General features: G+C 66.6%; 9 protein-coding genes and 1 pseudogene. 6 read left to right on the forward strand and 4 right to left on the reverse strand.

Annotated features, from left to right (window positions below; all coding sequences use genetic code 11):
• Positions 1 to 422 (reverse strand): annotated as a pseudogene (locus TX88_RS05900) (Abi-alpha family protein); the annotation flags it as partial.
• A gap of 352 nt (positions 423 to 774) precedes the next feature.
• Between TX88_RS05900 and dnaK the strand changes: the two are divergent.
• From dnaK to TX88_RS05930, 6 genes are all read left to right on the forward strand, one after another.
• Positions 775 to 2637, forward strand: a complete 1863-nt coding sequence (gene dnaK / locus TX88_RS05905) for a molecular chaperone DnaK (protein WP_044515351.1) — start codon at positions 775 to 777, stop codon at positions 2635 to 2637.
• Entirely contained in the window at positions 2634 to 3275 is a 642-nt protein-coding gene (gene grpE, locus TX88_RS05910; protein WP_044515353.1) for a nucleotide exchange factor GrpE, read from the forward strand. Before dnaK ends, grpE begins: the two co-directional genes overlap by 4 nt.
• A 39-nt stretch (positions 3276 to 3314) precedes the next feature.
• Positions 3315 to 4481 (forward strand): molecular chaperone DnaJ, encoded by a 1167-nt coding sequence (gene dnaJ / locus TX88_RS05915; protein ID WP_044515354.1) that lies wholly within the window; start codon positions 3315 to 3317, stop codon positions 4479 to 4481.
• Entirely contained in the window at positions 4478 to 4852 is a 375-nt protein-coding gene (locus TX88_RS05920; RefSeq protein WP_044515355.1) for a heat shock protein transcriptional repressor HspR, read from the forward strand. The genes dnaJ and TX88_RS05920 overlap by 4 nt, the downstream gene beginning before the upstream one ends.
• Positions 4853 to 5275: 423 nt before the next feature.
• Positions 5276 to 5458 carry a hypothetical protein gene (locus TX88_RS34660; protein WP_168441812.1) on the forward strand — a complete coding sequence of 61 codons (183 nt, stop codon included), beginning with the start codon at positions 5276 to 5278 and terminating at the stop codon, positions 5456 to 5458.
• A 134-nt stretch (positions 5459 to 5592) separates the two neighbouring features.
• A complete protein-coding gene (locus tag TX88_RS05930) occupies positions 5593 to 5979 on the forward strand; it encodes a hypothetical protein (protein ID WP_162563094.1) in 387 nt (128 codons plus the stop codon).
• Here TX88_RS05930 and TX88_RS05935 read toward each other — a convergent pair.
• From TX88_RS05935 to TX88_RS05945, 3 genes are all read right to left on the reverse strand, one after another.
• Complete coding sequence (locus TX88_RS05935; RefSeq protein WP_044515361.1) at positions 5976 to 6884, reverse strand: aldose 1-epimerase; 909 nt, start codon at positions 6882 to 6884, stop codon at positions 5976 to 5978. The two genes, TX88_RS05930 and TX88_RS05935, sit on opposite strands and share 4 nt — an antisense overlap.
• An 18-nt stretch (positions 6885 to 6902) precedes the next feature.
• Positions 6903 to 8069: an FAD-binding oxidoreductase gene (locus tag TX88_RS05940; RefSeq protein ID WP_044515363.1), complete on the reverse strand. Its 1167-nt coding sequence runs from the start codon at positions 8067 to 8069 to the stop codon at positions 6903 to 6905.
• Positions 8056 to 8856, reverse strand: an 801-nt coding sequence (locus TX88_RS05945; protein WP_044515364.1) for an ABC transporter permease, incomplete at its 5' end; no start/stop codon positions are given. The genes TX88_RS05945 and TX88_RS05940, both read right to left, overlap by 14 nt.

Consider the following 8856-nt stretch of genomic DNA (forward strand, 5'->3'; position numbering starts at 1 on the left):
AGGCGGTGGTAGAGCTCGACCTGGCTGCCCGTGGTGCTCTGGTCCAGGGCGCGGTCCAGCAGCCGGTCCATCTTGTTGTTGAGCGATCGGGCCGTCGGTTCCTCGGGTGTGGCGATCGTCGCGGGCCTGGGCGCCGATGCCGAATCGATGGCTTCCAACCGGTTCTTCACCAGGGTGGCCAGCTGTTCCTCGCCCCAGGCGGCCAGCTTCATGCTGGTCTTGGCGGCATCGAGCGCGCGATCGGCGATTCCGAACGGGTCGTAGCGCTTCGGCACGAGCGGGCGGGGGTTGCGCGGGGTGCGGATGGCGATCGCGATGTCACCGACCGGAGTGGCCCATCTGAACGCCCGGCGCTGGTACCCGTGCTTGGCGGGCTTGTCCTCGGGCACGTTCGGTTCGGTCGTCGTGATCTCGTCTGCCATCGCCGTTCGATCCCCCTCGAGTGGCTGGTTGCGCCCTGGGGCGACGGTGTGAGCCGGATGTCAAGCCGCGGGTCGAGCCGACCGGCGGCATCTGATTATGGGGCACGGTACCCGGTCGGTGCGGGGCCGAGTGCGCCGTACCTGACCGGCGAGAAGTACCTGACCGGCGTTATCACAACCATCCCGAAAGAAATCGCCGGCTCCGGGAACAAATCCTGTGAAACCCCCGTTGAGCACATCGACAGCAAGTTGAGTGACTATGACTCAAGTCTGGGTTGACAACCTATGCTCACCCGGAGCAAGCTTGAGCGCAGTCCGCTCAGACCCCATATCTCTAACAGGAGGCAACACCATGGCTCGTGCGGTCGGTATCGACCTCGGGACCACCAACTCATGCGTCGCGGTCCTGGAAGGCGGCGACCCCGTCGTCGTCGCGAACTCCGAGGGCTCCCGGACCACTCCGTCCGTCGTCGCGTTCGCGCGCAACGGCGAGGTGCTGGTCGGTCAGCCCGCCAAGAACCAGGCGGTGACCAACGTCGACCGGACCATCCGTTCGGTCAAGCGTCACATGGGCACCGATTGGACCGTCGAGATCGACGGCAAGAACTACACGGCGCAGGAGATCAGCGCCCGTGTGCTGCAGAAACTGAAGCGCGACGCCGAGGCGTACCTCGGTGAGGACATCACCGACGCCGTCATCACGGTGCCCGCGTACTTCAACGACGCCCAGCGCCAGGCCACCAAGGAAGCCGGCCAGATCGCCGGCCTCAACGTCCTGCGCATCGTCAACGAGCCCACCGCGGCCGCCCTGGCCTACGGACTGGACAAGGGCAGCAAGGAACAGACCATCCTGGTCTTCGACCTCGGTGGCGGCACGTTCGACGTCTCGCTGCTGGAGATCGGCGACGGTGTCGTCGAGGTGCGTGCCACCTCCGGTGACAACCACCTCGGTGGCGACGACTGGGATGACCGGATCGTCGAATGGCTGGTCGACAAGTTCAAGGCCACCAGTGGCATCGACCTGACCAAGGACAAGATGGCCATGCAGCGGCTGCGTGAAGCGGCCGAGAAGGCGAAGATCGAACTCAGCTCCTCGCAGAGCACCTCGATCAACCTGCCCTACATCACCGTCGACGCCGACAAGAACCCGCTGTTCCTCGACGAGCAGCTGACCCGCGCCGAGTTCCAGAAGATCACTCAGGATCTGCTGGACCGAACCCGTCAGCCGTTCCAGTCGGTGATCAAGGACGCCGGCATCTCGGTCGGCGAGATCGACCACGTGGTGCTGGTGGGTGGCTCGACCCGGATGCCCGCCGTGACCGACCTGGTCAAGGAAATGACCGGCGGCAAGGAGCCCAACAAGGGCGTCAACCCCGACGAGGTTGTCGCCGTGGGTGCTGCGCTGCAGGCCGGCGTGCTCAAGGGCGAGGTGAAAGACGTTCTGCTGCTTGACGTCACCCCGCTGTCCCTCGGTATCGAAACCAAGGGTGGCGTGATGACCAAGCTGATCGAGCGCAACACCACCATCCCGACCAAGCGGTCGGAGACCTTCACCACCACTGACGACAACCAGCCGTCGGTGCAGATCCAGGTCTTCCAGGGTGAGCGCGAAATCGCCGCGCACAACAAGCTGCTCGGCTCCTTCGAGCTGACCGGCATCCCGCCGGCCCCCCGCGGCGTGCCGCAGATCGAGGTCACCTTCGACATCGACGCCAACGGCATCGTGCACGTCACCGCCAAGGACAAGGGCACCGGCAAGGAAAACACGATCAAGATCCAGGAAGGCTCCGGCCTCTCCAAGGAAGAGATCGACCGGATGATCAAGGACGCCGAGGCGCACGCCGACGAGGATCGCAAGCGTCGCGAAGAGGCCGACGTCCGCAACCAGGCCGAGTCGCTGGTCTACCAGACGGAGAAGTTCGTCAAGGAGCAGCGTGAGGCCGAAGGCGGTTCGAAGGTCCCCGAGGACACCTTGACCAAGGTCGACGGCGCGATCGCCGAGGCGAAGTCGGCGCTGGAAGGCTCCGACATCTCCGCGATCAAGGACGCCATGGAGAAGCTCGGTGTCGAGTCCCAGGGTCTGGGCCAGGCGATCTACGAGGCCACTCAGGCTGAGCAGGCCGCCGGTGGACCGGGTGGAGCTGCGGATTCGTCCAACGCGGACGACAACGTGGTGGACGCCGAAGTTGTCGACGATGACCAGGAGACCAAGTGAGCGAGAACGATTCGCACGAGCCGGTGACCATCACCGACAAACGGCGCATCGATCCCGACTCCGGTGAGGTTCGTGAGCAGGCGCCGGCCCCCAGTGGGCCGGCGTCGGCCGCCTCCGCTGCTGGGGAGTCGGCGAGCGATAGCGACGAGGTTGCCGAGCTCAAGGCCACGCTGCAACGCGTGAAGGCCGAATACGACAACTACCGCAAGCGGGCGCTGCGCGATCAGCAGGTGACCGCGGACCGGGCCAAGGCCGGCGTCATCACGCCGCTTCTGGGTGTGCTCGACGACCTGGACCGGGCCCGCAGCCATGGTGACCTGGAATCCGGACCGCTCAAGTCGGTCGCCGACAAGCTCGTCGGTGCCCTTGAAGGACAGGGCCTTTCCGGATTCGGCGTCGAGGGTGACGAGTTCGACCCGTCGCTGCACGAGGCCGTGCAGCACGAGGGCGAGGGCACCCATCCCGTGGTCGGGACCGTCATGCGCCGGGGCTACCGGATCGGTGACCAGGTGGTCAGGCACGCCCTCGTCGGCGTGGTCGACACCGTGCCCGAGGCCGAAGCCGGGGCTGATTCCCCGTCGGGGACAGCGGATAACGCTGACGCCGCCGGCGATCAGGCCGCAGAATCAGACAAATAGTCCATCCAATAGAGAGAAGAGGTAAGGAGGTGGCGCAGCATGGCCCAACGCGAGTGGGTCGAGAAGGACTTCTACAAGGAACTCGGCGTCTCCTCTGACGCCAGCGCCGACGAGATCAAGAAGGCCTACCGGAAACTGGCCTCCGAGCTGCATCCCGACCGCAATCCCGATGCGGGAGCGGCGGAGCGGTTCAAGACGGTTTCTGAGGCGAACAGTGTTCTGTCGGACCCCGCGAAGCGCAAGGAGTACGACGAGACCCGTCGGCTGTTCGCCGGGGGCGGGCGTCGGTTCAACCCGGGCGGGAACTTCAGTGGCGGATTCGGTTCCGACGGAGCCGAATTCAACCTGGGAGACCTGTTCGACGCGGCCGGCCAGAGCGGCGGCGCCAACATCGGTGACCTTTTCGGCGGGCTGTTCGGGCGCGGTGCGCAACCGCGGCCGAGCCGGCCTCGCCGGGGTAACGACCTGGAAACCGAAACCGAGCTGTCCTTCTTGGAGGCCACCAAGGGCGTGGCCATGCCGCTGCGGCTGACCAGCCCGGCCCCCTGCACCAACTGCCATGGCAGCGGTGCGCGGCCGGGCACCAGCCCGAAGGTGTGCCCGAACTGCAACGGCTCCGGTGTGGTCAACCGCAACCAGGGAGCGTTCGGATTCTCCGAGCCCTGCACCGAATGCCGGGGCAGCGGCTCGATCATCGAACACCCCTGCGGCGAATGTCAGGGCACCGGCGTCACCACCCGGACCCGCACCATCAACGTGCGGATCCCCCCGGGTGTCGAGGACGGTCAGCGTATTCGGCTGGCCGGCCAGGGCGAAGCCGGGCTACGAGGTGCGCCGTCGGGCGACCTCTACGTCACCGTGCACGTGCGTCCGGACAAGGTGTTCGGGCGTGACGGCGACGACCTGACCGTCAGCGTTCCGGTCAGCTTCCACGAGTTGGCGCTCGGGACAACGCTTTCCGTTCCCACCCTGGACGGCAAGGTCGGTGTGCGCGTGCCCAAGGGCACCTCCGACGGCCGGATCCTGCGGGTGCGCGGACGCGGGGTACCGAAACGCTCCGGCGGCCACGGTGACCTGCTGGTCACGGTGAAGGTCGCGGTGCCGCCGAACCTGGAAGGTGAAGCGGCAGAGGCGCTGGAGGCATATGCGAAAGCCGAACGGGCCAGCGGATTCGATCCGCGGGCCGGATGGGCAGGCAACATATGAGCCAGCGCAAAGACGAAGCCCGCACGTTTTTGATCTCGGTGGCCGCCGAGCTGGCCGGTATGCACGCGCAGACCCTGCGCACATACGACCGGCTCGGCCTGGTCAGCCCGCAGCGCAGTTCCGGCGGCGGGCGCCGTTACTCCGAACGTGACGTCGACCTGCTCCGTGAGGTGCAGCGGTTGTCACAGGACGAGGGCGTCAACCTGGCCGGGATCAAGCGCATCATCGAACTGACCAATCAGGTTGATGCGTTGCGTACGCGGATTTCCGAGTTGACCCAGCAGGTCGAACAACTCAGCGACCAGCGACGCGACGTTTCTGTGGCGTCCAAAGCGGTCGTGCTGTGGCAGCCACGTCGAGGCGCGCGCTAGCCGAATTTGAGTAGCGGTCTACGCTACTCATCCCATCCGGTGCGGTGAACGATCACTGTGCATGGCATTGGCGCTGTGCACAGTGGATCGGAGGCACATGCGATGGAGGAAAGCGACAGGCGGACAGGTATCCCGAGGGAAGCCTGGGCCGCCATTGGCGTAATCGGGGCCGCTGCCGTCACCGGACTGGTGACGATCACCGTCAATCACAGCAGTAGTTCCGGCGGTCCGTCGACGAGCACCGCCTCGTCGATGTCGTCGACGCACTCGAGTCCTGTCGCCGCCATGATGGGCCACTGGGCGGGCACGGCCAACACCGAAGAGGGTCACTCCTTCGACATCACGCTGACCATCGACCGCGAATGTCGAATCGGGGAACGGTGTGGATCCATAGGGGTTCCGAGCGTTCCCTGCCATGGCCAGGTGTTCCTGAGCCGAGCTGACGGCGACGAGGTGGAGTTCCGGGTGGCCGATTTCGATGCCAGCAGCGATCTACAGAAATGCCAGGAAGGCCCAGGAGAGCTCTTCCGGCTGCTTCCCGACGGCACGCTGGGGTACCGGACGACGTATCCACCGGTGGCCGAAGGCGTTCTCGGACGTTCCTAGCCGTCATTCCGGCCGAATTGACGTAGTCGGCTACGCGTGCCCCGCCCGTGCACCTTTCACCACAATTCATGTAGCTACCCGCGCACGCTGCGACCGCAGATCGTGGGGAGGTAGTTCGAATGGGGGAGGAAATCATGGGGCACAACATTTCCCGGATCGCGGGAGTCGGCGTTGTCTTGGGTGCCGCGAGTGCGGTACTGCTCTCCACCGCGGCGCCGGCGCTTGCAGATCCGTCACCGGCGATGCACTGGGGTTCGGACACCCGAGCCAAGTCTCAGCCGCAGTGCATGACCGATGCGGACTTCGCGATCCGTGAGACCGGATTGAGAGTGACGTCCAACGGCAATGGATCCGTCTCCGGCGCAGGTGAACTCAACGGTGCGGGGGTGTCCGTGCTCGTCACGTGCCTGTCGCTTGGTCCCAGAACCTGGATTCAGGTGGTGGGAACGAGCCAGGACAGTGAGGCGGCCGGCCAAGCCCGAAACCGGGTGCGCACCATCACGATGGGGTCACCGAGCTAGTCCTGGCCGATTCTGATCGAAAACGTCGCTGTCTCAGGCGTTCCTGGCACCGCGGTCCGGTAGTTGCCGCGGCGCAACGCATCGGTGGGTGCGGCCATCGGCTCGATGCCCACCACGTTGTCGCTCAGCGGCGCGAACAGTTGCGCCGCCGAGTAACCCGCGTCGAACCTGACCTCGACCCGGTGGCTGCCGCCGGACAGCCAGAACACCGCACCCGCCTTGACGGCATCGAATCCGTCGTCGAGTTCGGTGGTGCCCAGCCTTCTCGTCCCGCCCGGCCAGTCCGGTGATTCGCCGGTGGGCAGGCCCCGGTCATCGACGAGCAGGTGCCGCATGGCGGGGGTATGCAACTGCCAATCCTCGCGGGGTACACCGGGAATCGTCACGTACGGGTGGTAGCCGTAACACAGCGGCACCGACTGCTCGGACGTCGCGGTCACCGTGGTGGACACGGTGAGGGTCCGATCGGCCAGCGTCACCGCCATGGTCAGACGGTGCGGGAACGGGAACGTCGCCAGCAGCTTCGGGTGGGTACCCCAATCCAGGTCCGCTCTCAACATGTTCTCGGTTTCCTCGGTCACCCGCCAGTCCGGATTGGCGGCGAGCACACCGTGCATCGGTGCCCCGTGCGCGTCGGCGCGCACGCCGTCCACCCCGGGTGTCAAGCGGACCGTGGTGTCGTCGACGCGGTACTCGTTGGCACTCAAGCGGTTTGCCCACGGGTAGAGGATCGGGATGCCCATCGTCTTGCCGTCGGTGAGGTAGGCCTGCAACCCGCGCCGCTGACCCAGGTACTCGACCGCACCGTCGGCCAGCGAGGTACAGATCATCCCCGCGGCCGGAACATACGTGGCCGTCAGGGATGACGACGGGTCATGCAGGGTGACTGTTCGAACCGCGGTCATGGCGCCAGTCTGGCATCCTCAGCGCGTCAGCGGGTCGTGCTGGATCCGCTCGGCCGGAGCGCCCCGCTCGACCAGGGCTGCCTTGGTGGCGGTGACCATGTCCGGTCCACCGCAGATGAGGATCTGCCGATCGCCCCAATTGCCGTACCTGGTCACCACTTCGGCCAGGGTGCCTGTCTGGCGCACATGCAGACCGCGCGGCGGCTGGACGCTCGGGTACTGGCCGGCCCACGGGGGATCGGTGCTGTACTCCGACACCGGGGTCACCGACAGCCACGGGTTTGTCGAGGCGATGTGCCACAGCGTCTTCAGGTCGTAGAGGTCGCACGGATAGCGACCGCCGAAGAACAGGTGCACGCGGGGATTCTCGCCGTGCAGCGTCATGTCCATGATGATGTTGCGCAGCGGGGCCAGCCCGGTGCTGCCCGCCACCATCAGCACATCTTCGCCGTCACGGTCGACGTGCAGCCCGCCGTGTGGGCTGGACATGCGCCAGCGGTCCCCGATCTTCGTCTCGGCGACGATGGCGGTGCTCACCATGCCGCCGGGGACCGACCGGATATGGAACTCGATGCCCCCGGAGCGGTCGGAGGGGACGGCCGGACTCAGGTAGCGCCACCGGCGCGGCCACTGAGGCACCTGCACGGTGACGTACTGGCCGGGGTGGTAGAACAGCGCCTGGTCGAGTTGGAGCCGGATCATCGAGACGTCCCGGGTGACCCGATGGTGCTCGATGACGGTGCCGTCGCAGTACGCGGGGGAGTCCTCGGCGTCGGCCGCCCCGCGCATCACCCCGATGATCAGGGCCACGGCGTCGCGGGTGGTCTCGGCCAGCCGGTCGTCCCAGTCGGACTCGAGGTGGCGGCGCAGCGCGTTGTAGAGCGCCTCCTGCATGGAGTCGTAATGACTCTGCGTCACACCGTATTTGCGGTGGTCTCTGCCGAGCTGAGCCAGGAACGCCACCGGCTCCTCGGCGCGCTGGGCGATCAGCTCGCCGAACAGCCAGGTCAGCGCGCGGGCAAAGACATCGCGCTGGCTGTCCATGTCTGGAGGGAACAGATCGCGGGCCGAGAGGTCGGTGGCGAACCACTGGGTGTAGAAATCGCGGATCAGCGGCGCGGAGCCCTGGTCGGGGTCGACAGCGTTCTGGAGTGTCTCCAGTGCTTGACGGTCATCGAGTCCCACGGAGTCGCAGTCTAGGCGCGGTCCGCCCGGGCCGCCGCAATGCGGCGATGATCACCAATGTCAGTCCGGCGAGCACCCAGCAACTGAGCACGACGATCGCCAGGTCCGCGCCCGCCCCGCCGAAGTACGCGGTCGATCGCAACAGCGTGGCAGTGGCGCCCTGCGGCAGCAGCTGGCCGAGCTGACCCCATCCGGCGGGCAGCATCTCCGGTGCGGCCGTCAACCCGGACAGCGGGTTGCCCAACAGCAGGGCCAGCGCAGCGCCTATCGCCAGGCCGACCTTGCCGAACAGAGACCCCAGGCCGAGGACGAACAGGCCGGCTGCGGCTATCCCGAGGGTCAGCCCTGCGGCCACGCCCCAGAAGTTGGAGTCGATCGAGCCGAACACGTACTGGAGCAGCGCCGCGACCGTGGTGCCCGCGACCGCGGAGAACACGATTGCCGCGGTCAGGCGGGTCCACACCTCACGCTTCAACACCAGCACCAGCGCGATGGCCGGCAGCATCCCGGCCAGGGTGATCGGCAGGGCGGAGGCGGCCAGTCCGGTTCCACGCGGGTCCTGGCGGGTGGGCGGGGCCAGGTCCTCGGTGTGCAGGGTCACGCCGGAATTCGCGGCGATGCCGTTGCCGATCTGGGTGAGCAATTGCGCGACGGCGGGGCTGCCCCCGGTGGCCGTCAGCAGGGTCGGCCCCTGCGGGCCGAAGGCTATGCCGCCATAGACGTTTCGGTTGAGAATCGCCTCACGTAAGGCGTCCTCGGCGGGGTAGTAGGTCACCGAGAATGCGCC

It is taken from the genome of Mycolicibacterium septicum DSM 44393, from assembly GCF_000455325.1.
Classification (GTDB): domain Bacteria; phylum Actinomycetota; class Actinomycetes; order Mycobacteriales; family Mycobacteriaceae; genus Mycobacterium; species Mycobacterium septicum.

Coding starts and splice junctions, on each gene's coding strand:
- dnaK (WP_044515351.1), top strand. CDS start 775: ATGGCTCGTGCGGTCGGTATCGACCTCGGGACCACCAACTCATGCGTC.
- dnaJ (WP_044515354.1), top strand. CDS start 3,315: ATGGCCCAACGCGAGTGGGTCGAGAAGGACTTCTACAAGGAACTCGGC.
- TX88_RS05920 (WP_044515355.1), top strand. CDS start 4,478: ATGAGCCAGCGCAAAGACGAAGCCCGCACGTTTTTGATCTCGGTGGCC.
- TX88_RS05930 (WP_162563094.1), top strand. CDS start 5,593: ATGGGGCACAACATTTCCCGGATCGCGGGAGTCGGCGTTGTCTTGGGT.
- TX88_RS05935 (WP_044515361.1), bottom strand. CDS start 6,884: ATGACCGCGGTTCGAACAGTCACCCTGCATGACCCGTCGTCATCCCTG.